Source organism: Pedobacter sp. PACM 27299 (genome assembly GCF_001412655.1).
Taxonomy (GTDB): Bacteria; Bacteroidota; Bacteroidia; order Sphingobacteriales; family Sphingobacteriaceae; genus Pedobacter.
Genome location: NZ_CP012996.1, coordinates 1,524,459 through 1,546,073 on the forward strand (window position 1 = coordinate 1,524,459; position 21,615 = coordinate 1,546,073).

General features: G+C 41.8%; 17 protein-coding genes. 15 read left to right on the top strand and 2 right to left on the bottom strand.

Annotation, left to right across the window (positions count from 1 at the left end; genetic code table 11):
* From AQ505_RS06525 to AQ505_RS06565, 9 genes are all read left to right on the top strand, one after another.
* The gene (locus AQ505_RS06525) at positions 1-1,458 is read left to right on the top strand and encodes a RagB/SusD family nutrient uptake outer membrane protein (RefSeq protein ID WP_062547437.1); all 1,458 of its coding nucleotides are present in this window, start codon (positions 1-3) and stop codon (positions 1,456-1,458) included.
* Between the two features lie 12 nt (positions 1,459-1,470).
* Positions 1,471-2,979 carry a CBM96 family carbohydrate-binding protein gene (locus AQ505_RS06530; RefSeq protein ID WP_157262223.1) on the top strand — a complete coding sequence of 503 codons (1,509 nt, stop codon included), beginning with the start codon at positions 1,471-1,473 and terminating at the stop codon, positions 2,977-2,979.
* 50 nt (positions 2,980-3,029) lie between these two features.
* Entirely contained in the window at positions 3,030-4,577 is a 1,548-nt protein-coding gene (locus tag AQ505_RS06535) for a beta-N-acetylhexosaminidase (protein WP_062547439.1), read from the top strand.
* 31 nt (positions 4,578-4,608) lie between these two features.
* Positions 4,609-7,197, top strand: coding sequence for a family 20 glycosylhydrolase (locus AQ505_RS06540; protein ID WP_157262225.1), 2,589 nt, complete (start codon positions 4,609-4,611; stop codon positions 7,195-7,197).
* Positions 7,175-8,362: an N-acetylglucosamine-6-phosphate deacetylase gene (gene nagA / locus AQ505_RS06545; RefSeq protein WP_062547441.1), complete on the top strand. Its 1,188-nt coding sequence runs from the start codon at positions 7,175-7,177 to the stop codon at positions 8,360-8,362. The genes AQ505_RS06540 and nagA overlap by 23 nt, the downstream gene beginning before the upstream one ends.
* Positions 8,363-8,367: 5 nt before the next feature.
* Positions 8,368-9,129 carry a glucosamine-6-phosphate deaminase gene (locus AQ505_RS06550; RefSeq protein WP_062547442.1) on the top strand — a complete coding sequence of 254 codons (762 nt, stop codon included), beginning with the start codon at positions 8,368-8,370 and terminating at the stop codon, positions 9,127-9,129.
* Positions 9,130-9,407: 278 nt separating this feature from the next.
* A complete protein-coding gene (locus AQ505_RS06555; protein WP_197286317.1) occupies positions 9,408-10,508 on the top strand; it encodes a helix-turn-helix domain-containing protein in 1,101 nt (366 codons plus the stop codon).
* A 494-nt stretch (positions 10,509-11,002) separates the two neighbouring features.
* Complete coding sequence (locus AQ505_RS06560; RefSeq protein WP_157262227.1) at positions 11,003-11,392, top strand: hypothetical protein; 390 nt, start codon at positions 11,003-11,005, stop codon at positions 11,390-11,392.
* Positions 11,393-11,451: 59 nt separating this feature from the next.
* Positions 11,452-11,652: a hypothetical protein gene (locus AQ505_RS06565; RefSeq protein ID WP_062547445.1), complete on the top strand. Its 201-nt coding sequence runs from the start codon at positions 11,452-11,454 to the stop codon at positions 11,650-11,652.
* 68 nt (positions 11,653-11,720) lie between these two features.
* Here AQ505_RS06565 and AQ505_RS06570 read toward each other — a convergent pair whose 3' ends face one another.
* Together AQ505_RS06570 and AQ505_RS27135 are read right to left on the bottom strand one after the other, a co-directional pair.
* Positions 11,721-13,022 (bottom strand): NRAMP family divalent metal transporter, encoded by a 1,302-nt coding sequence (locus tag AQ505_RS06570; RefSeq protein WP_062547446.1) that lies wholly within the window; start codon positions 13,020-13,022, stop codon positions 11,721-11,723.
* A gap of 340 nt (positions 13,023-13,362) precedes the next feature.
* Positions 13,363-13,497, bottom strand: coding sequence for a hypothetical protein (locus AQ505_RS27135; RefSeq protein ID WP_257720571.1), 135 nt, complete (start codon positions 13,495-13,497; stop codon positions 13,363-13,365).
* Between the two features lie 38 nt (positions 13,498-13,535).
* Between AQ505_RS27135 and purL the strand changes: the two genes are divergently transcribed.
* From purL to AQ505_RS06600, 6 genes are all read left to right on the top strand, one after another.
* Positions 13,536-17,201 carry a phosphoribosylformylglycinamidine synthase gene (gene purL, locus AQ505_RS06575; protein ID WP_062550904.1) on the top strand — a complete coding sequence of 1,222 codons (3,666 nt, stop codon included), beginning with the start codon at positions 13,536-13,538 and terminating at the stop codon, positions 17,199-17,201.
* A 100-nt stretch (positions 17,202-17,301) separates the two neighbouring features.
* Entirely contained in the window at positions 17,302-18,006 is a 705-nt protein-coding gene (pepE, locus tag AQ505_RS06580) for a dipeptidase PepE (RefSeq protein ID WP_062550905.1), read from the top strand.
* A 7-nt stretch (positions 18,007-18,013) separates the two neighbouring features.
* The gene (gene pxpB, locus AQ505_RS06585) at positions 18,014-18,700 is read left to right on the top strand and encodes a 5-oxoprolinase subunit PxpB (protein WP_062547447.1); all 687 of its coding nucleotides are present in this window, start codon (positions 18,014-18,016) and stop codon (positions 18,698-18,700) included.
* Positions 18,701-19,666, top strand: a complete 966-nt coding sequence (locus AQ505_RS06590) for a biotin-dependent carboxyltransferase family protein (RefSeq protein ID WP_062547448.1) — start codon at positions 18,701-18,703, stop codon at positions 19,664-19,666.
* Positions 19,659-20,429 (top strand): LamB/YcsF family protein, encoded by a 771-nt coding sequence (locus tag AQ505_RS06595; RefSeq protein WP_062547449.1) that lies wholly within the window; start codon positions 19,659-19,661, stop codon positions 20,427-20,429. Before AQ505_RS06590 ends, AQ505_RS06595 begins: the two co-directional genes overlap by 8 nt.
* Complete coding sequence (locus AQ505_RS06600; RefSeq protein ID WP_062547450.1) at positions 20,426-21,607, top strand: NRAMP family divalent metal transporter; 1,182 nt, start codon at positions 20,426-20,428, stop codon at positions 21,605-21,607. Before AQ505_RS06595 ends, AQ505_RS06600 begins: the two co-directional genes overlap by 4 nt.
* Positions 21,608-21,615: the final 8 nt, after the last annotated feature.

The following is a 21,615-nucleotide window of genomic DNA, read 5'->3' on the forward strand; positions in this document are numbered from 1 at the left end:
ATGAAACGAAAAGATTATAAAATATACAGCATCATGCTGATCACATTGATTTTCTTATCCAGCTGTAAGAAGGCATTAGAAATCGATCCGACCACTTCTTATTCCAGTTCTAATTTCTGGACGGAAACCCCTCAGGCAACAGCAGCTTTGTATGGTGCATATAACCTTTTACAAGGAGCCATGGCACCGGAATCTGTTTTATACGGAGAAGGAAGAGCGGATAATGTGGTGATCAATCCATTAGCATTGAGCTCACAAACCTTAAACCTGTTAACGAATAACCTAAACTCAAGTCTGCCGATCACAAACTGGAGTGGTATCTATCAAGTGCTGAATCAAAGTAATTTAATTCTAAAGAACACGCGGGAGATGAAGGCGAAAGGATTATATGCGGGGAAAGATGCAGAATACAATAGTGTAAGAGGGCAGGCTTTCGCTATTCGAGCATTCTGTTATTTTTACATGACCCGTATCTGGGGCAAATTGCCTATAGTAACTGAACCGTTTTTAGATGCGAAACAAAATGTAAGCATTGCACGTTCCGATACGGCTGCGGTGTATGCACAAATTCAGTCAGATCTTGATTCGGCAGCATTGGCGCCAATCCCTGCATCGTATACCACAAGTTCAGCAACCAGAGCTCAATTTACAATGGGGGCAGTAAATGCCTTGTATACTGATTTTTATATGTGGCGTCATCAATATGAGAATGCATTGGTGGCTTCACAGAAAATCCTGACGAACTCTACCTATTCACTAGCGGCACTTTACAGTGCATCATCTACTGTAGATTATAATATAAATCCAGCATTAATAGACAATACTGCTTATGCGCAGATGTTTACTAAAGGGTTTTCTAATGAATCTATATTTGAAATCGATTACAACTTCGCAGAGCGGGCCACGCGATCATTTTTAATTACCGTTTATGGTGACCTTGGCTTTCAGCCTTTTTTCAAAGCCAGTGGTTACCTGTCCAGCAAATTCAGTTCAACAGATTTACGCTCTAAAGTTAATTTTGATACCAATTCAGGTATTGTTAAATTCTTTGAGAAATCGGGTTTCGTTCGTGGTACGCAGGACGACAAGAACATCATCGTCTATCGTTTAGCCGATATCATATTGTTACGTGCTGAAGCATTGAATAGAACCGGCAATATTCCCGGAGCAATGGCACTCGTGAATCAAATTAGAGCCAGAGCTGGAGCAACCGCTTATACAGAAGCTTCCTACAATGGATTGACTACTGATCAAATAGAAGACCTCATCCTTGACGAACGTGCGAGAGAGCTTTGTTACGAAGGAAAACGATGGTTTGACCTGGTACGCACAGGCAAAGCTATTAAAGTTATGGGGCCAATCAATGGATTGAGTCAAGCCGAAAATTTCCTTTGGCCATTGAGCCTTACCGAAATCAGGTTAAACCCGCTATTGGATCAAAATTCATATTATCAATAAAAATATTTAAAGATGAAAAAACTAAATCTTTACCCAAAAGTCATTTTTCTCTGCATGTGTATGCTCACAATTATGGGTTGTGGCAAACTCGAATTATTGAAAAATGAAGATAGTGATGGAGCCGATGCTGGAGCTAACCTCAAGGCCCAAACCATACAGCAGTTTTTGCTGGAAGACCACAGCTCAGATTTAACAGAACTTGACCTCTTTGCTTCGGCAGTGAAACGTGCAGGGCTGATGGATATGCTGGGGAAAACGGACGATCATACCGTGGTATTCTTAACCAACCCAGGAGTTAAACAACTTCTGGCAACGATAGGCTACACTACTGTTAATGATGTCCCTCCAGTAATTCTCAAAAACTTGTTGGGTGATCTGATCACCAAAGGCAAATTAAAGTCCACTGATCTTAATATCGATGAGACCAGGAAAATAGAAACCATTAATGGAAACTATATTTATTACTCCAGGAAATCGAACGCATCCGATCAATATGTGCTGACGATTAACCAGAATCCAACATTGGGCTCAACAGCAGCTCTGGTAAGGTCGCAGGATCTGGAATTTAACAACGGAGTGGCTCAAGTTACCGCACAGTTTACTTTCTACAGATTGTTAGACGATAAACCAGATGAAGCAGATCCAGGAGGCAATGTGATTACTCAAAAAATCAATGTAGCTAAAGACGTTTACATTCGTGGCGGTTCTGGCAATTCGAATGCGAATTTCAACGATTTGGCAACCATAGATTTAAAAGCGGTCAGCAATGCTGATGCTACTGTTGGTCGGATTGGGGTAATGCAGTTCCCATTGGAAAAACCAACCTTTGGCGACAAAATTGGTGCAGCAAGAATGTATGTCTATGTTTACAATACAGGCTTAACACCTACCACCACCTTCTCATTTTCTGCGCATTTGGGAGAAAATAAAGATTGGGCGGAAACTGCCATTACCTGGAACAATGCACCGACTCATAATTCCGTTCCAATTTCCACCTTACCTATTCCTGGGGGAACTACCGGATGGGTTTCTTTTGATGTGACCTCCGCAGTGAGTCAGCTGTACGCAAATAATCAAACCTTTATCAATGTATTCCTAAAACATAATGTTGACAACTTCATTAAGCTTCGCCCAAGGGAATTTTCGGCAGGAGCTTTCAGTTCCTATCTCAGCATCAGTTCTCCACCACAGACACTATTGAAGCTAGGTCTGGTAAATGTGCTGAATGTTTCTGCCCTTGAGCAGATTGCACCTTTAACACTGGCTAACCTGAAAATGGAAGGAACAATTGACAATAACATTACCTACACGGTAAAACAGGTTCCAACAGCTGGTTTCTTAGTGAAATATGGGATTCCGCTTGCTGCAAATGCTTCTTTTTCGCAAGCTGATCTTGCAAAAGGAGCAATTAAATACCTATACGGCGGATCAGGCAGTACGGATAAAATCATTTTTGAAGCTAGAGACCATAATGGTGGTTACTTTGAATCACAACTGAGCCTGGATGTTGCCATTAAATAAACCCTGTCTGGTATTTGCTTAAACCAATATTCGGAATAAAAATAAATATTATGAAAAGAACAGTATTTCTTGTGATGCTTTTAACTTCAATTTTTGGTTATGCAAAAGCATTTCAAAATGAGCTAAATGATCCGGTTTCCCCATTTTCAGTAAGAGGATTTCACCTCGATCTACGTATTCAGGCCATCCCTATGCCGGCATTAAAAAAGCTTGCATCACAATTGGTGGAGGGCGGTATCAATACCCTAGTGATGGAATGGGAGGCTACCTATCCTTTTCAGGAAGAACCTTTGATCCCTAATCGTTTTGCTTATACAAGAGAAGAAGTAAAGGATTTTATTGCCTACTGTAATTCCATAAAATTGGAGGTTATTCCACTTCAGCAAAGTTTCGGACATGTGGAATATATTCTTAGAAATCCTAAATACAAAGACCTGAGAGAAGATCAGAAAGATTACTCTCAGGTGAATCCAATTCGAGAAGCCGAAGCTAAAAAGCTTTTCACGACGCTTTACAAGGATCTGATTGCTACGCATAATTCTCCTTATATCCATATTGGTGGTGATGAAACCTATCTTTTAGGACACTCAGAAGAATCTAAAAAGAAAATTAAAGCAGTTGGTATCGGAAGACTATACGGCGATTATATCAAAATGCTTTGCGAGGTGGTAGTGGGATTGGGTAAAAGGCCGGTTCTTTGGGCAGATATCGCTTTGAAATATCCAGAGGCATTGAAAGGATTGCCAAAAGAAACCGTTTTTATTGATTGGAATTACGGATGGGACATCAATATGTTTGGCGACCATGAGAAGTTGATGAAGAGTGGGTTTGAGGTATGGGGAGCACCTGCAATCAGGAGTCATCCAGATAATTACTTCCTTACTCAATGGGGGAAACACTTTAAAAATATCTCTGATTTTGTGCCATTGGCAAAGAAACTGGGGTATAAAGGCATCATTATGACTTCCTGGTCGACTTCTGGATTGTATGCTCCAGTATTCGAAACCACCAGAGATATCGTAGATCTTTATGCAATCCGTCGTGTTTATCCCATCAGTGGATTTAATATGCTGATTGCGGCCTTTATTGAATCTATAAAATCCGAAAAAGCATTAGATGCTGAAAACTTCATTTACAGGTATGCCAAATCGCAATATGGCCTTGATGAAAACGATGCTAAGGTGTTTTGGAAAGCCGTTTCAGCTGTTCCTTTCGAGATTACACAGGGAAAACCTATCCATACCGATTTAAGCATTGGTCAAATGCTGGATAGTACTAGAAACGCAGCACTTACCCTCGGGAAACTGAAGCCGGTTAAAAATGCAAAAGAGTTCGAACATTACCGCTTAATGGCTGCTATTCGAGTACAATACCTGACATACCAGTCGATAGAATCCAGGGCAAATGCACCCGAAATGGATGCTGAAAAACTTAAGCCATTAATTGAGGAACTGGAAGCATTACGTACCAGGGAACTGGACAAGAAGTTTATCGCAGCCAATTCTGAGGTGATGTATCCTTCAGAGATTGCACAGGAAAATGAACTAAGGAGCGCAAAAATCCGCGTATTGCTGGACAGGTTGAAAAGAGTTAAATAACCCTACTTATCTATCATTAAAGAAAAGAAAATTGTATAAAATAATCTATAGTTACGTACTGCTGATGCTGTTTATTGGAACAGCTGGCCATGCGGCTAAGCAACAGTATTCAACACCAGATCAGCTGGAAATTGGCTGGCAGGTTTACGAAAATCATTATCTGGGTAAAGATCAGACACTTTTTTCAATTAGCATTAATAACCATGCAAAGCAGCCCTTTCCAAAAACAGGTTGGAAAATATATTTTAACCTGGGAAAAAGAGTGACCACAGTCTCCGGAACACAGCAGCTTGAAATAAAGCATGTAAATGGTGGCCTTTATTATATTTCTCCAGGTAAGGACTTTAAGTCGCTTGCGCCTGGAGAAAACCTGGATCAACAGTTTATTTCCAATTCCTGGGTAGTGAATAGCAGTGATGCACCACAAGGATTTTACTTGGTATGGGATAATTCTCCGGGTACTGGCATCCCTTTAAAGGAGGTTAAAATCTCCACTCCGAAGGATCAGCATAAAATGGATAGGTTTGCTGGAGACAAGGAGTTAACCCAAGCACAGCTTTACCTGTCGAACGAACGTGGCAAAACTGGAAATAGCAGTCTGCCAAAAATATTCCCAACACCACTTTCTTACACAGAAACACCGGGCCATTTTAAATTGGATCATAGCGTTACTTTAGTATCAGATCCTGACTTTGACAATGAAGCGCAATTGTTTGCGGAGGAGCTGAAATCGATAACCGGAAAAAGACCTTTAGTCTCCAATAGTCCAAAAAATCCGGGAACAATCAGGCTTAAAAGAGATGCTGCTATTAAAAAAGACGAATATAGTCTAAAGGTAAGTCCAGCTGGCATTATAATTTCTGCCAATGGCCCTAAGGAAATTCATTACGGCATTCAATCATTAAAAGTGATGCTGGATCCCTCAGCCTATGCTGATCAGGGAAAAAAGAAGGCACTACTGGTAAAGTGTGTAACAGTGGTGGATCGTCCTGCTTTCGGATTTAGGGCAATTATGCTGGATGTCGCTAGAAATTTTCAGTCTAAAGAAGAAGTCATGAAGCTGATTGATTTATTGTCATTGTACAAACTCACTACGCTTCACCTCCATCTCAATGACGATGAAGGCTGGAGATTACAGATCAATGCTTTGCCCGAACTGACTAGTGTGGGGGCGCAACGTGGACATGGATTAAATGAACAGGAAAGCCTGATGCCTGCTTATGGATCTGGTCCGATTGCTGGGCAACCCTCTGGAAGTGGCTTTTATTCAAGGGCAGACTTTATTGAGATCTTAAAATATGCCGCAAGAAGGCACATCAATATTATCCCGGAAATTGAAACACCTGGTCATGCCCGTGCCGCGATCGTGTCCATGCAGGCCAGATACAATAAAATTATAAAATCAGGTGATACCCTAAAAGCAAAACAATATCTGCTCAGAGATATGGCAGATTCTTCAGTTTACCGTTCTGTACAGCAATGGAATGATCATGTGATGGATGTTTCTATGCCCTCCGTATACAACTTCCTGGAAACTGTTACAGATGAAATAATTGAGATCTATAAACTGGCCGGCGCGCCATTGCAGACCATACATTATGGTGGAGATGAAGTGCCTGCAGGGGTATGGACAGGATCTCCATCTGTGAATGCATGTAAAGCAACGCATCCGGAAGTGAAAAATGCTGCTGATCTTTGGGACTATTTTTTCAGTCGCATTGCAGCCATGCTGGATAAAAGGAAATTATACCTTTCTGGATGGGAAGAAACGGCATTGCGGAAATCAACTGTTGCCGGTGAAAAAAAATGGCAGCCTAATCCGCTGTTCCTCGACAGAAACTTTCATGTGAATGTATGGAATAACATGTCGGGCAATGAAGACCTGGCGTATAGACTGGCAAATTCAGGATATAAGGTCATACTTTCATTTGTGACCAATTTCTATTTTGATATGGCCTATGTCCGTGAGTTTGATGAGCCAGGATTCAATTGGGGTGGTTTCATCAATTTGGAACAAGCCTATAAATTTATTCCTTTTGATTACCTGAAAAACCAGCATACGGATTATGTGAATAGGCCATTGCCTAAATCAATGCTCCAGCAATTTGAACCATTAACCGAAGTCGGCAAGCAAAATATATACGGTATTCAAGGACTTTTATGGACTGAAACGGTAAAAACTGCTGAGCGATTGGAGTACATGTATTTACCAAGGCTTCTGGCTTTGTCTGAAAGAGCATGGGCTTCCACACCGGCATGGGCAACGATGCCAGATACTTTAAAAGCGAAGCAATTGTATGAGGCCAACTGGTATCAGTTCAGTTCATCTGTGAGACGGGAGCTGAACCGCCTGGATCACTATGCCGGAGGCTTTGAATATCGGATACCTACGCCAGCAATTATGCTGCGGGATGGAATGGTTTCTGCCAATACGGATGTTCCCGGATTTAAAATTTACTATACTACAGACGGATCCACTCCAACTGTAAAAAGTAAACGCTATCAACAACCAGTTCCCCACTTAAAAGGACTTCGTTTCCGTGCATTTAATGAGATCGGAAGAGGAGGGGAAGTTGCGAAAAATAACACTGAAGAAAATGGAAAAGATCAAGCTATATAATGGTAAAATAATTACTCCCCATCGTACGATTAATGGGGGCTGTATCATTATCGAAGGAGGAAAGATATTGGAGGTCAGCACTGCTGATATTCCTGTTGAAGATGCGCTGGAAATAAATGCAATGGGCAATTATATTGCACCTGGATTTATTGATTTGCATGTTCATGGTGGGGGGGGGCACGATTTTATGGATAACGAGCCTGAGGGTTATTTAGCCATTGCAGCACTACATGCCAAACATGGTACAACAGCACTCATGCCTACTACATTGAGTAGTGAGCATCAGGATTTAATGGATACTTTAAGTGTATATGAAACTGCCAATGCCAGAAATGTGAATGGTGCACAGTTTATAGGGATACACATTGAGGGGCCGTATTTCTCCATGGAACAGCGAGGAGCACAAGACCCAAGATATATCAGAGCGCCGGTTCCGGCAGAATATCAGGAGATCATTGCCAGTTCCAGGTCTATTAAACGCTGGAGTGCTGCACCGGAGCTTAGAGGGGCCCTGGAATTTGCGCAATACCTTAGCGAAAGAGGGATTTTACCCTCCATTGCACATACCAATGCGATATATGAAGAAGTATTGCCGGCATTTGAAAAAGGTTTCAGACATGCGACACATTTTTATTCCTGTATGTCGGGGGTTTCCAGGCGAAATGCATACCGTTATGCAGGAGTAATAGAAAGTGCTTATCTGCTGGATGCGATGACTGTAGAAATCATCGCAGATGGGATTCATCTTCCAGCACCATTACTCAAGCTGGTACTCAAAATAAAAGGGGCAGACCGAACTGCGTTGGTTACTGATGCGATGCGCGCAGCGGGTATGCCGCCAGGGCCAAGTATTCTTGGTAGCCGACGCGATGGTCTGGAGGTGATTGTGGAGGATAATGTGGCTAAACTAAAAGACAGGACTGCCTTTGCAGGTAGTGTGGCTACGATGGATAGGTTGGTAAGAAACATGGTAACCATGGCTGAGGCTACATTGGAAGATGCGGTTAAAATGGCTTCCCTTAGCCCGGCAAATATCATCGGTATTGGCGATCGAAAAGGATCGCTGGTAGCAGGCAAAGATGCAGATGTCGTTATTTTCGATGAGGAAATAAATATTTTGCGAACGATGGTGGCTGGAAAAAGTATATATGAAAAATTAATTTAAAACGAATGGTACTAGAAAAAGATTTAAGTCTGCCTAAGGTTAATATTTACGAGTCAAGGAAACTAATGGGAGAGGCGGCAGCCAGCCGGCTTGCCAAAGAGATGGATGCTGTTCTGAAAAATAAGGAGGAGGTTAATATCGTATTCGCAGCAGCACCTTCACAAAATGAATTTTTGACCGCTCTTTTTTATGAGCCGATCAATTGGGAACAGGTGAATGCTTTTCATATGGACGAATACATCAGCCTGGATGAAAATGCGCCCCAAAGATTTGGGAATTTTTTAAAAGAGCGCCTATTTGAAAAGTTCAATTTTAAGGCTGTTCATTATTTGGATGGGAATGTTGAGGACATTCAGTCAGAATGTAAACGTTATTCCACATTGCTTGAAAATCATCCGATTGATATCGTTTGTATGGGGATAGGTGAAAATGGGCACCTGGCTTTTAATGATCCTCCTGTTGCCAATTTTAACGATCCTGAAAACGTAAAAGTGGTGACGCTTGATTTGCCATGCAGACAGCAGCAAGTAAATGACGGATGTTTTGCCAGTCTGGAAGAGGTACCAACTCATGCCCTAACGCTAACAATCCCTGCGTTGATGAGTGCAAAAGTGATCAATTGTGTGGTGCCTGGACCAGCTAAAGCAACCGCCGTGCTAAATACCTTAACCAAGCCAATATGCAGCGATTTCCCATCTACAGCATTACGAAATCATAATGGGGCGATACTTTTTCTGGATATGGACAGCAGCAGATATATTCGATAGTGTAAAATAGTCCTTCAGGAGTTAATAAATGGAACAATCTTGTTTAATTCAATACTGAGTTATAATATTTAACTCCGGGGTATAAATATGATGCGTTCCCCATCATGCTGAAATTTGATTCTTGCAGGCTTTCAGAAAATGTTTTATTCATTTAAAATAAAAACATCTATCTTGCAGGATCAAATATGGGGGTTTTGAGCTTTTTTTCAAGTATTAGTTGTTTTTTTCTGCTCTTACTTTCCTTACATCTGTTTTTCGCGAAACGTGGAGTAAAGGTGTTGAATCGTTTACTCTCAGTTATTTTTATTTCAAGATTCGGTCAGGTCCTGATCTTTTTACTCGTTAATTCCGGCGATAGCGCTATTTTTCCGTATTTCTACCAGCTGTTTACGCCAATTTATTATGCTGCTCCCGCCTGTTTCTATTTGTATGTAACCACTTTTATCAGTGGTCGCAGCCACCTTCGTAAATTTGAATGGCTATATTTTATTCCTGTTCTTCTAGCCATCATCCATGTGCTGCCTTTACCTGTTTCTTCGGTGATCAGATGGGAACTTATCGCTAATGAAATTGATCAGAATAAACAGCTTTTTGTGACGGAACGAAGCGGTTTATTTCCCGGCTGGTTTTATTACCTGGGGAGGCCATTCTTATTGCTAACCTATCTGACTGCAACTTGGATTGCCATATTAAGATCAAAAGTGCGGATTGAAAAAATGGATGCTGGTGCTAAAAAATGGATTTTCTTTTTCCTGAGGGTAGCTACTTTCTTCCAGTTGATCAGCTTTATTCCCTTACTGACATTGGATTTAGAAGCACCTTTATTTAAAGCCTCTTTTATTCTGATCAATTGTACGGTGCTTTTGATGATTATTATATTCATCCTGCACCAGCCCAAATTATTTTATGGATACCTTTTTGTGGCGGTAGATCTGGACCAGGAGAAAGATAGTACAATTGATAAAGTTAGTCTAAATGATCCCGAGCTGCCTAAGGCTATAGCTGTACCCAAAAAAACAACGCGCTTACCTGATCAGTTGATCGGTTATGTCGATTCGATGAAATTTTTTATGGAAAGTAAAAGACCCTACCTCCAGTCCGACTTCCAAATAGTTGATTTAGCCAACGAACTCAATATTCCAGTGCATCATTGTTCATTTGTAATTAATAGCTCTTTCGATAAAAATTTCCGCGACTGGATTAATGGCTATCGGATTGCTTTTTTTATCAGGCAATATCCACTTAAATCCCATAGGATGACGATCGAAGCAATAGCCTACGAATCGGGGTTTAAGAGTCTGACGACTTTTTATAATGCCTTTAAAAAAGAGACAGGCTTGATGCCTAAAGCCTTTTTTTTACAGCAGCTTGTATCGTAAAACCCCTTCTTTTTCTATAACTATTCAATGGTTGCAGGAAGATTAAGGTATTTTTAGGCCATTCATGATGATCTGAGCGTACATTTGTCAATAATAGAAAAATTCATTTTTCCTCTATTCCAAATTAATCAGCTCTATATGAAACGCACGTTACTCTTTTGCATCTCCCTATTGTTATTTTTTTGAAAGCAAAATCTCAGGGTATATAAATAATAAAATACATAGTGTCGCAATGCCAGTATAAGTTTCCTGTTGTCCCGTTTTTTTCAATGGTGATACCAGGCGAATCTAATTACTTCCGCAGGTTTTATAACAACAGCAAACGCTGACTCTCAGGTAGCAGGCAGCCCTTAGGCGATTAGGGCTGCTGCTGCTAATTATTCAAACCAAGTTTACGGTATTTAGCAGCTATCGCAGGTTGTTGAAGTCTTCAACTAATTGTTATCTTTGCATAGGTGATGAAGGATCAAAAGATATATTATAAATGGCAGATAATGAGATTTTTATTGGTCTTTTCTCTGCTGCTGTCTTTTTTCTGTACTTCCGGATATATCGGCTATTCTACGCTCCAACCTCAAAAACACCTTACAGAAGCTCGCTGGTCTAAACAGCAAAAATCGTTATCCCGCAGTGTTCATTACCAGGCCGGACTAAGCGTTGAAATTTCAAGTCATGTTAGTTTATTACGGAGCAGCTTTGAACATTCCGCAAGGTTGAACTATACAGGTTTACTAAAAACAAAACTGAATCAGTTAGCTGAAAAATTTAAACGATTTAAGTCTGGTACATTGTATCAGGAGCTTTTTATTGAATTCATCCATCATCAAAATACCCCTTCCATCCGATTCATTTCTTGCCTGTTTCGGGCATATTCCATGAATTAATCAAAGCTGCTTGGAGGCAATCATTGTCAGTCAGAAATTTTTGAATTTTAATCAATCACATGCGAAGTTTAAAGAAAGCTTTGAAGCTATTGTGCTGGGCTTTGCTGATTATTTTGGCTTCATTTGGCATTGGGATAAGTGGTGGTGTAGCCATACCTGCCAATAGAAGAAGAGCGGATGATCCCATTACCATCGAAATGGTAGATTTAGATCTTCAGCAATCAACAGTCAAAGCCGAGGAAGAAGAACAGAAATCCTGAATTTAGAAATAACCATCAGATAAGGGCCGACATGATTTGAAAGTGCCAGCTTCTTATCTGTTTTTAGCTTAATGCCATATTGTAAAGAATAAAGCGACTGCTGCTGCACCCATGATGAAAAAAGTGGTCCAAAGCAATGTCTTCGATAACCATCCGCTTTTGTATTCCCCCATAATTTCATCACTTGCCGCAATTTTAACAATCAGATATAATAGAGGTACAGCTGCTATACCATTAATTACCGCCGTATACACCAAGGCCTTTACCGGATCGATTCCTATGAAATTGATGAATAAACCAATGAATGTGGATATGATAATAACGCCATAAAAGCCATGTGCTTTTTTGAGTTTAAGATTAAGACTGGCACTCCAGTCGAACGCTTCGGCAACGGCATAAGCCGCCGATCCTGAGAGTACAGGGACTGCCAGCAAACCAAGTCCAATGATACCTACGGAGAAGATTAATTTGGCCAGGTAACCGGAATTAGGAAAGGAGTGTACTAAGGGTTCAAGTGCTTTGGCTGCATCTGCTGCATTTTTCACATCAGTAATCCCGCTGCCATGCAGTACAGTAGCACCTACTAATAGAATACACCAGGTGGTAAACTCTGAAATGATCATGCCTACATTATTATCTTTACGCATGGCATGGATATTTGGCCAGCCGATCCTTGGTTTCCCATCCCTGATCAGGCCCTTTTCCTTTTGTTCCTCCACCTCCTGTGAGGCCTGCCAGAAAAACATATAAGGGGTGATGGTGGTTCCAAACACGCCCGTGATGATAAACAGGAAATCAAATGAGAATTCAAAATGTGGAATCACAGTGGCTTTTAACACCGTTCCCCATGGCTGATCAATCATGAATGCCGTAATCGGGTAGGCGAGTAGGGCGAGTGCCAGCCATTTTAAGATCTTGGAATAAGCCCTGTAGCTGGTGAAAATTTCGAGCATCAGGATGGTGGTAGTAAAAAAGAAGGTCAATACCACAAAATGTACAGGAACTAAGAGCTGTGCCGCTGCAGCCATCGCTCCAATATCTGCACCAATATTAATGGTATTGGCCACTACCACCAGTCCAACTACTGCATAGAGCACATTGCGGCTGTAATGTTCTTTAATGACGGCAGCAATACCTTTTCCGGTCACCAATCCTATTCTTGCACAGGCCTCCTGAACAGCGGTCATGAAAGGGAGCATATACAATGCAGTCCACAGTTGCCCGTATCCAAATTGTGCCCCGGTTTGAGAATAGGTCGCAATACCTGATGGATCATCATCCGCAGCCCCTGTAGTAAGTCCTGGCCCTAAAAGGCTAAAGAATTTCTTGATTTTTCTGATTCGAAATTTTGCGCTGTGCTTTAAGGCCATAGGTAGGGAGCGATTAATCTGTTATAGCTAACTAAATATACTAGCTAATTTATTAATATCCGAGTTTTCTATGCAGTTGTTCTTCTATATTTCTGTGGATGATGTGCTCCTATGCAGTTCTGTTCTGGAACAGGACTGCCGCTTCCTTGAATAAGGTCTGTAAGAGTTTTTGGCCCTACAAGGCCCTATCAGCCCCCTACTAGTACCTAGCTAAAGCTTCACAGGTTGCGCGCACATGGGGAAGAGTAGTCATTACTGAAACTCATACTGCTAAACTGAATATTTTGATATTTTATCATTTTTCAATTATTGAGGGCAGCGATAAAGAAAAGGCTTGAAATTAATCACCTTCCAATGGAGGTAATCTCTCTTCCAAATATACGACAAAAAAGATCAGATCAGGGTCATAACTGAGGCAATCTACCTGTTTTTGTCCGATGTTTGTTGTTATTTTAGTCATTTTCAATTGCATCATTATTACTTTTTAAAGTATCTTTGCAGCACTTTATGAATATGATCTTTTTCTTCGAAACCCCATCTGCCAAGATTTACGTCTTGCAAGTAAACCGGAGCCTGACACCAGCTGATATTTCAAAATTAAGTTGGCTGTTTGGAGGCGCGAAAGTTAAAACCGAAACTTCCTTAAATGGTTTCTTTGTTGGCCCAAGGGCAGCAATGGTAACCCCATGGAGCACAAACGCGGTAGAGATTACCCAAAATATGGACCTTCATGGTATCGTTCGTATTGAGGAGTTCGAAACGGTCACTGCTGATGCTTCGGACTATGATCACATGTTGTTTCAAAAATATGAAGGACTAGGTCAGGATGTCTTTACGACTAATGTTCAGCCAGAAGCGATTCTGGAAATCTCTGATATTGCTGCTTATAACAAGCAGGAAGGATTGTCATTGAGCGACGAAGAAGTAAATTACTTAAACCAGCTAGCTGAAAACCTGGGTCGTAAGCTTACAGATTCAGAAGTATTCGGTTTCTCTCAGGTAAACTCTGAACACTGTCGCCATAAAATCTTCAACGGAAGATTCGTGATCGACGGAGAAGAAAAACCTTATTCTCTATTCAAAATGATTCGTCATACTTCAGAAGCACACCCTAACGGAATTGTTTCTGCGTATAAAGATAACGTTGCCTTCGTAAAAGGTCCGGTAGTACAGCAATTTGCTCCAAAAAGAGCAGATGTGCCTGATTATTACCAGGTAAAAGATTTCGAATCTGTAATTTCTATTAAAGCGGAAACACATAACTTCCCAACTACTGTGGAACCATTTAATGGTGCTGCAACTGGTGCTGGTGGAGAAATCAGAGATAGGTTAGCAGGCGGACAAGGGTCATTACCGCTTGCAGGTACTGCAGTTTACATGACTGCCTTATCAAGATTAGAAGAAAATCGTCCCTGGGAAGCTGGTGTTGACGAAAGAAAATGGTTATACCAAACACCAATGGATATTCTGATCAAAGCCTCTAACGGAGCTTCAGACTTTGGTAATAAATTCGGACAACCGCTAATTACTGGTTCTGTGCTTACTTTCGAGCATGAAGAAGAAGGCAGAAGATTAGGTTACGATAAAGTGATCATGCTTGCCGGTGGCGTTGGCTACGGTAAAGCAGATCAGGCTTTAAAACATAAACCAAGTACAGGTGATAAAATTGTCATCTTAGGTGGCGAGAACTACCGCATTGGTATGGGTGGTGCTGCGGTTTCTTCTGCAGATACTGGTGCACTAGGTTCCAGCATCGAGCTGAATGCAATTCAGCGTTCTAACCCTGAAATGCAGAAAAGAGCAGCCAATACCGTTCGTGGTATGGTGGAAAGCGATATTAACCCTATCGTTTCTATTCATGATCACGGAGCTGGTGGTCACTTAAACTGTCTTTCTGAACTAGTTGAAGAAACAGGTGGATTGATCGACCTGGATCAGCTTCCGGTTGGAGACCCTACGCTTTCTGCGAAAGAAATCATCGGAAACGAATCTCAGGAACGTATGGGATTGGTCATCGGCGCAGACAGCATCGATATTCTACATAAAATTGCTGATCGTGAGCGTAGCCCAATGTATACCGTTGGTGAAGTAACCGGCGATCACCGCTTTACTTTCGCCTCTAAAACTACTGGCTTAAAACCAATGGACTTAGAGCTGAAAGACATGTTTGGCAGCTCGCCAAAGGTGGTAATGGAAGATACGACAATCGACAGGAAATATGAGCCTGTTACTTATGATATCAATCAATTGGATACTTATTTGGAGCAGGTATTGCAACTGGAAGCAGTAGCATCGAAAGACTGGCTGACTAATAAAGTTGATCGTTGTGTAGGTGGTAAAGTGGCCAAACAACAATGTACAGGTCCATTACAATTGCCATTAAACAACTGTGGGGTAATGGCACTGGATTATCAGGGAAAAGATGGTATCGCGACTTCAATTGGTCATGCACCAATCTCTGCTTTGATTGATCCTGCTGCGGGTAGTCGTAACGCCATTGCTGAATCTCTTTCCAACATCGTTTGGGCACCATTAAAAGATGGATTGGATAGCGTTTCGCTTTCTGCCAACTGGATGTGGGCTTGTAAAAATGAAGGTGAAGATGCCCGTCTATATGAAGCGGTGAGAGCATGTTCTGAATTTGCCATCGAATTAGGCATCAACATTCCTACAGGTAAGGATTCCTTATCAATGAAACAGAAATATCCAGACGGAGAAGTAATTGCTCCAGGTACGGTGATCATTTCTGCCGGTGGTCATTGCGATGACATTACCGCAGTAGTAGAACCTGTTCTTCAGAAAAATGGCGGTTCAATCTATTATATCAACCTTTCAAATGATACTTATAAGTTAGGTGGATCTTCTTTCGCGCAGATCATGAACAAAATTGGTCATGAAACTCCGGATGTAACAGATGCTGCTCAATTTAAAAATTCATTCAATACGCTTCAGGAATTGATCAAAACTGGTAAAATCCAGGCTGGTCATGACATCGGCAGCGGAGGTTTAATCACCACCCTATTAGAACTTTGCTTTGCAGACAGAGACCTTGGCGCAGCCATCGATCTTTCTGAATTGAGCAATGAGGACCTGATTAAGGTATTGTTCGCAGAAAATATTGGTATCGTATTCCAGGCTGATCCATCTGTAGAAGGATTACTTGCAGAAGCAGGTGTAGCTTACCATAAAATTGGTATCGTGAAATCTGAGCCGGTATTAACGGTTAAAAACGCGACAAGCAGCCATAGCTTCGATATCGATCACCTTCGTGATGTATGGTTCAAAACTTCTTACCTGTTAGATCAGAAACAAGCAGGTGCGGTTAAAGCAAAAGAACGTTTTGATAACTACAAAAACCACGTACTAAATTATACCTTTCCATTACAGTTTGATGGTAAAAAAGCTTCTTTTGACGCGAGCAAACCAAGGCCAAAAGCAGCGGTATTGAGAGAAAAAGGAAGTAACTCTGAGCGTGAACTGGCAAATGCCATGTACCTTGCAGGTTTCGACGTGAAAGATGTACACATGACAGATTTAATCTCTGGCCGTGAGACTTTAGAAGACATCCAGTTTATCGGTGCTGTTGGAGGTTTCTCTAACTCAGACGTATTGGGTTCTGCAAAAGGCTGGGCTGGTGCTTTCTTATACAATGAAAAAGCAAGAGTAGCTTTAGAAAACTTCTTTAAACGTGAGGATACACTTTCAGTAGGTATCTGTAACGGTTGTCAGCTGTTTGTGGAATTAGGATTGATCAATAAAGATCATGAAGAAAAACCTAAGATGCTGCACAATGATAGTCAGAAGCATGAAAGTATCTTTACTTCATTAACCATTCAAGAAAACAACTCTGTCATGTTATCCAGCCTTGCCGGAAGCACATTAGGGGTATGGGTTTCACATGGTGAAGGTAAATTCCAATTGCCGTACGCAGAAGATCAGTATGGTATCGTAGCGAAATATGCTTACGAAAGCTATCCTGCCAATCCAAATGGTTCTGATTACAACACCGCAATGATGTGTGATAAATCAGGAAGACACCTGGTGATGATGCCGCATATTGAACGTTCATTGTTCCAATGGCATTGGGCTAACTATCCGAAAGGACGCAAAGACGAAGTAACTCCATGGATGGAAGCTTTTGTAAACGCCAGACAATGGCTGGAAAGCAAATCTAAATAAGCGATTTTTTTTAAACGCCTCCCGATTCAAATTGGGAGGCGTTTTTTCGTTTATAAGGAACCAGATTCCTACTTTAGCAATGCTTAATAAAAACATTGTTATGAAAAATGTCCTGCTGGCCAGTACCTCTACCTTATATGGAGCGGAATATCTTGCTTATCTATTGCCGGAATTGTCTGCCTTTTTTGCCGGTGTTTCCGAGATCATATTTATTCCTTTTGCCCGCCCGGGAGGCATCAGCCATGATGACTATACCGAAAAGGTAAGGCAAACTTTTGCTGCTATAGGGATTAGCGTTCGCGGATTACATACTTTTCCTGAGCCGGAAACCGCAATCGCGGAAGCAGAAGGCTTTTTCACAGGGGGTGGAAATACCTTTTTACTCGTGCAGCAGCTACACAATTTAAACCTGATGGAAGTATTGAAACAAAAGGTAGAAAGCGGAGTTCCTTACTTAGGAACGAGTGCAGGGAGTAATATCGGAGGTGTCAATATGAAAAATACCAATGATATGCCCATTGTCTATCCCTCGGATTTTACAACAATGGGCCTGATTCCATTTAATATCAATGCCCATTACCTGGATCCGGATCCAACAAGTACACACAATGGCGAAACCAGGGAAACGAGAATCAAAGAATTTCATGTGTTCAATGATACGCCTGTAGTTGGACTTCGTGAAGGAAGCTGGATTCGTGTAAAAGGGGAGGCCATCACCACAGAAGGCAGCAAAAATTCCAGGATTTTTCTCACCGGGACAGTGCCTTATGAATTGGCACCCGGATCACCATTAAAATTCAGCTAAAACGGTTATGGAAAAAGCAACTTTTTATCCGCTCGGTGATTCCGCTATTGTGATTCAGTTTTCCGAGCTGATCAGCCCGGAAATTCATCAGAAGGTGAGGGCAGTTGCAGCTTATCTGGATGAATATGCTTTTGATGGATTCGTAGAATATACGCCGGCATTTACTTCGGTAACGGTCTATTATCAGCCCTGGGTAATCGATTATTCAGCGGTAAAGCCGCTGCTGGAAGAGATGCTGGACGATTTAATGGAAGAAGTAGAGATTCTTGAATCGGCAGCAATTGAAATACCAGTAGTATACGGAGGAGATCGGGGTCCGGATCTTGATTTTGTAGCCCGACAGCACCAATTGAGCACTTCAGAGGTCATCTCTATACATTCTGAAGCAGAATATGTGGTCTATATGATTGGCTTTGCACCCGGTTTTCCTTACCTTGGTGGGATGAGCGAAAAGATCTCAGCTCCTAGAAAGGAAAAACCTAGAGCAGTCATTCCTGCCGGTTCTGTGGGGATTGCAGGTCTGCAAACCGGAATTTATCCTATAGAAACCCCGGGTGGCTGGCAGATTATCGGACAAACTCCGCTGCAATTATTTGAGGTAAACAGAGCGGTTCCAGCTTTGTTAAAGGCCGGCGACCGACTCCGGTTTGTAGCTATTTCTGAAACTGAGTTTAAGAAAATAAAAAGGAATTAGATGGGAATTAAGGTCATAAAAGCAGGAATGCTAACTACTATACAGGATCTTGGTAGAATTGGATACCGTAAAGATGGAGTCATTGAAAGCGGGGCGATGGACAAAGATGCACTCCTAATGGGTAATTTATTACTTGGAAATGAGGAAACCGATGCTGGACTGGAGTGTACATTATCAGGACCATCACTTCTTTTCGAAAATGAGGCGTTGATTGCGATTACAGGTGCTGATTTATCGGCAGAAATTGATGGTGCTTCAATAGATAGGTACCGTCCAATATTGGTGCCTAAAGGTGCTGTGCTTTCTTTTGGCGAAGCTTTAGCCGGCTGTCGTGCTTATTTAACCGTTCAGGGAGGTTTTGATATTCCTCAGGTTTTGGGCAGTTACTCCACCTATCTCCGTGCAGGTTTTGGTGGTTTCGAAGGACGTGCTTTAAAAAAAGGAGATCAGATTGCCTTTAACCAGGACATTCCTGTTTTACCAGAGCGATTGAACTGGAGCTTAAGCCGAAGCATGTATACGTCATTAATCCCACAGGTAATTCGTGTGATAAAAGGTCCGGAATTTGATTTGTTCCAGGAGAAAAGTATTGCTGATTTACTCCTCAAAGAGTTTCGTATCAGTAATGCGGCAGATCGGATGGGGTATCAATTGGAAGGTCCGCTTTTACAACTGAAAACAAATAAAGAAATGTTATCCTCCGCTGTTGCATTTGGAACCGTGCAGGTCACTGCTCAGGGAAGTCCGGTGATTTTAATGGCAGATCATCAGACCACTGGTGGTTATCCAAGGATCTTACAGGTGCTCAGCGTTGATCTTGGGAAATTAGCTCAGCTGTCCCCAGGAAAGGTGATTCAATTTGAAATGCTAACCTTAAAGCAGGCACAGAAGCTGTTAACAGCCAGAACCGAAGAAATAAACCAGTTGAAGCAAAGCTTAACTTTTAAATATAAAAACCATGGCTAAAACTTTTAAGGTGGACCTGAATTGTGATATGGGCGAAGGATTTGGTGCCTTTGACATCGGCAATGACGCCGCAATTATGCCCTTTGTTTCCTCAGTAAACATTGCCTGTGGTTTCCATGCAGGAGATCCGGCAGTGATGAAAAGAACAGTTCGGCTGGCCATCCGTCATGGAGTAGCGATTGGTGCTCATCCAGGGCTTCCGGATCTTCAGGGATTTGGCAGAAGAGAGATGGCAATCACTCCCGAGGAAGCTTACGATATGGTGATTTATCAGGTTGGGGCACTCGATGCTTTTGTGAAAACGGAAGGTGGAAAGCTGCATCATGTGAAACCACATGGGGCTTTATATAATATGGCAGCAAAAGATAAAGCGCTCGCGGAAGCCATCGCCATGGCAATTTATAAAATAAATCCAGGTTTGATTTTATATGGGCTTTCGGGTTCAGAGCTGATTCTTGCCGGAGAAAGTGCAGGCCTGAAGGTGGCAAATGAGGTATTCGCAGACCGTACTTATCAGCAGGATGGAAATTTAACTTCCAGAAAACAGCCCAATGCCTTGATTACAGATCATTTATTAGCTGTTGCTCAAGTGATACAGATGGTAAAAGAAGGGACAGTGATTTCTGCACAGGGGACTTTAGTGCCTATCCAGGCCGATACCATTTGTATTCATGGGGATGGGAAATCTGCGCTTACTTTTGCAGAGCAGCTCTGTAAAGAGTTTCACAAAGAAGGACTGCTCGTTAATACTGTTCCCCAATGAAAGTGATCAAAAACAGAAGTGTCCTGATTGGGGCTGCATTTCTGATGGCTACCTCTGCGGTTGGTCCGGGATTTTTAACACAAACCACCTTTTTTACCCAGTCGCTTGGCGCAAGCTTTGGTTTTGTGATCCTGGTTTCCATTATTATAGATATAGGCGTGCAGCTCAATATATGGCGCGTAATTGCAGTATCTGAAAAAAGAGCACAGGATATTGCGAATATGCTTTTGCCTGGATTAGGTGGCTTCATCTCTTTTTTAATTGTTCTAGGTGGATTGGCCTTTAACATTGGAAATATAGCAGGTGCAGGTCTCGGATTACAAGCCTTACTGGGGATTTCTGTCATTAACGGGGCGATCTTTTCGGCTGCCTTAGCCATCGCAATTTTTATGGTTCGGGAAGCTGGAAAGGCAATGGATCGCTTTGCACAATTGATGGGTTTTATAATGATCATTGTGATCATCTACATCGCAATTACATCCGCTCCTCCAATAGGAGAGGCGGCAATCAGAACGGTTTTACCTTTAAAGATAGACTTTGTAAGTATTGTCACACTGGTTGGTGGAACGGTAGGCGGCTATATTACTTTTGCTGGCGGTCATCGTTTACTAGATGCCGGAGTGAAAGGAAAAGAAGCTTTACCTGCGGTAAATACGAGCGCAGTAATGGGGATTTCTGTGGCTTCGTTAGTGCGCGTATTCCTGTTTTTGGCTTCTTTAGGGGTGATTAGCCAGGGACTGACAATTGATGCGACGAATCCTACCGCCTCTGTATTTCAGCTGGCAGCGGGAAATCTGGGCTACCGGTTATTCGGATTGGTGATGTTTTCAGCTGCGGTAACCTCCGTAATCGGCTCTGCTTATACTTCGGTTTCTTTTATCAAATCTTTTAGTTCTAAAATCAGAGACCATGAACGGATCGTGATCATTGCTTTCATTCTTGTATCTACCTTGATCTTTGTATTGATTGGTAAGCCGGTCAAATTGTTGATTCTGGCAGGGGTACTGAATGGGTTTATCTTGCCGGTTACGCTCGCAACCATCCTTTTCGCAGCCTATAAAAAGAAGATTGTCGGAGATTATAAGCATCCTTTATGGCTCAGCATTTTTGGAGCTTTAGTGGTGCTGATTGTCGGATTTATGAGCATAAAAGTACTTTATGATATGATTTTTGGATAAGGCTGGCG

Coding starts and splice junctions, on each gene's coding strand:
- AQ505_RS06525 (WP_062547437.1), top strand. CDS start 1: ATGAAACGAAAAGATTATAAAATATACAGCATCATGCTGATCACATTG.
- AQ505_RS06530 (WP_157262223.1), top strand. CDS start 1,471: ATGAAAAAACTAAATCTTTACCCAAAAGTCATTTTTCTCTGCATGTGT.
- AQ505_RS06535 (WP_062547439.1), top strand. CDS start 3,030: ATGAAAAGAACAGTATTTCTTGTGATGCTTTTAACTTCAATTTTTGGT.
- nagA (WP_062547441.1), top strand. CDS start 7,175: ATGGAAAAGATCAAGCTATATAATGGTAAAATAATTACTCCCCATCGT.
- AQ505_RS06550 (WP_062547442.1), top strand. CDS start 8,368: ATGGTACTAGAAAAAGATTTAAGTCTGCCTAAGGTTAATATTTACGAG.
- AQ505_RS06560 (WP_157262227.1), top strand. CDS start 11,003: ATGAGATTTTTATTGGTCTTTTCTCTGCTGCTGTCTTTTTTCTGTACT.
- AQ505_RS06565 (WP_062547445.1), top strand. CDS start 11,452: ATGCGAAGTTTAAAGAAAGCTTTGAAGCTATTGTGCTGGGCTTTGCTG.
- AQ505_RS06570 (WP_062547446.1), bottom strand. CDS start 13,022: ATGGCCTTAAAGCACAGCGCAAAATTTCGAATCAGAAAAATCAAGAAA.
- AQ505_RS27135 (WP_257720571.1), bottom strand. CDS start 13,497: ATGATGCAATTGAAAATGACTAAAATAACAACAAACATCGGACAAAAA.
- purL (WP_062550904.1), top strand. CDS start 13,536: ATGATCTTTTTCTTCGAAACCCCATCTGCCAAGATTTACGTCTTGCAA.
- pepE (WP_062550905.1), top strand. CDS start 17,302: ATGAAAAATGTCCTGCTGGCCAGTACCTCTACCTTATATGGAGCGGAA.
- pxpB (WP_062547447.1), top strand. CDS start 18,014: ATGGAAAAAGCAACTTTTTATCCGCTCGGTGATTCCGCTATTGTGATT.
- AQ505_RS06590 (WP_062547448.1), top strand. CDS start 18,701: ATGGGAATTAAGGTCATAAAAGCAGGAATGCTAACTACTATACAGGAT.
- AQ505_RS06595 (WP_062547449.1), top strand. CDS start 19,659: ATGGCTAAAACTTTTAAGGTGGACCTGAATTGTGATATGGGCGAAGGA.
- AQ505_RS06600 (WP_062547450.1), top strand. CDS start 20,426: ATGAAAGTGATCAAAAACAGAAGTGTCCTGATTGGGGCTGCATTTCTG.